A 1,208-nucleotide genomic window follows, 5' to 3' on the forward strand; every position below is an offset into this window, starting at 1 on the left:
ATGAGCATCAATTTAGAGGTTGGTGATGACAGAGTTTGAACCTTTACCACTCCCACAACTCCCTCTGCCACAAATTATTGAAGAGCTTTCTGTTGAAGCCATTTTAGAGCAAAAGATCACGCGTTTGACTGAGCTTTTTGCGGCGCATCATATCCCTTATAATGTGGAAAAAACCGCTTATGATCCCGTGGTCATTCAATTGCAAGCGGCGGCTTATGAAGAGTTGCTATTGCGCCAGCGGATCAATGAAGTGGCACGGGATAATTTGCTCACATTTGCGCATGGCACAAGTTTAGATCATTTGGGGGATTTTCATGGGGTTACGCGCCTTTTGGATGAAGATGATGAGCGTTTGCGCCGCCGCATTCGTTTGAATAGACAAGGACATTCCACAGGGGGTACAGTGCCACGTTATCAATATTTTGCTCTCTCTAGTGATATCCATGTCAAAGATGCTTTTGTTTATCGTGAGGGTAAAAGCCCGCTTATTCATGTTGCGCTTTTTAGTGACGCCCGTTCAGGGGTGGCTGATGAGGCTTTAATTGCCAAGGTGCAAGCAGCCCTTGATTGCCCCCATGTTAAAATGACCAATGACCACATCTTTGTGAAAAGCGCAGTACAGCGGATGATCAATGTTTCTGCTGATTTTTGGTTGTTACCGGATGAAGGCGCCTTTGTTTTGGAAAGAGCGGAGCAGAATTTAAGAGCAGAATGGGCGCGTGCGCAAAGGCTTGGGCGTGATCTCTCAATAAGTTGGATATTAAGCCGCCTGATGGTTGAGGGCGTTCACCATGTGAACATAACGCATCCTTGTGAGGATATTTTGGTCGCACCGGATGAAGCGGTCGCACTAGGGGATATTGTTTTGTCAAAACGGGGGCGTGCTTATTGATGCTTTCTTCACTTTTGCCCCCAAATTCGAGCTTGTTTGAACGCTGTTTTGCCGAAGCAATGGCTTTTGACCCTCACGTTAAAACGGCACTCGAAGAAATACCCCGCGCGAAATTTATCACGCGTCCGCCTTCTTGGTTGCCCTTTTTAATAGACGAATATGGCTTACAAGAATTAAGCCCTTATTTCTCTAACCTTTATGATTTAATTGATCAGGGTCTTGCATGGCAAAATATTCGCGGCTCTATAGCTGCAATAGAGATGGGGCTTGAATGGTTAGAGATTTCTGCACGCTTTCAACCCGCATGGACGGGGCG

2 protein-coding genes are annotated in these 1,208 nt (G+C 46.2%); both read left to right on the forward strand.

Annotated features, from left to right (window positions below; genetic code table 11):
- The first annotated feature begins 25 nt into the window (after positions 1–25).
- Positions 26–892, forward strand: coding sequence for a baseplate J/gp47 family protein (locus PVV68_RS10415; RefSeq protein WP_273757103.1), 867 nt, complete (start codon positions 26–28; stop codon positions 890–892).
- Positions 892–1,208, forward strand: a 317-nt coding sequence (locus PVV68_RS10420) for a phage tail protein (protein ID WP_273722070.1), incomplete at its 3' end; no start/stop codon positions are given. The genes PVV68_RS10415 and PVV68_RS10420, both read left to right, overlap by 1 nt.

It is taken from the genome of Bartonella sp. ML69XJBT (assembly GCF_028618515.1).
Classification (GTDB): domain Bacteria; phylum Pseudomonadota; class Alphaproteobacteria; order Rhizobiales; family Rhizobiaceae; genus Bartonella.

What these genes read in the sequence shown, in the direction of transcription:
- PVV68_RS10415 (WP_273757103.1), top strand. Translation starts at nt 26, where the DNA reads ATGACAGAGTTTGAACCTTTACCACTCCCACAACTCCCTCTGCCACAA.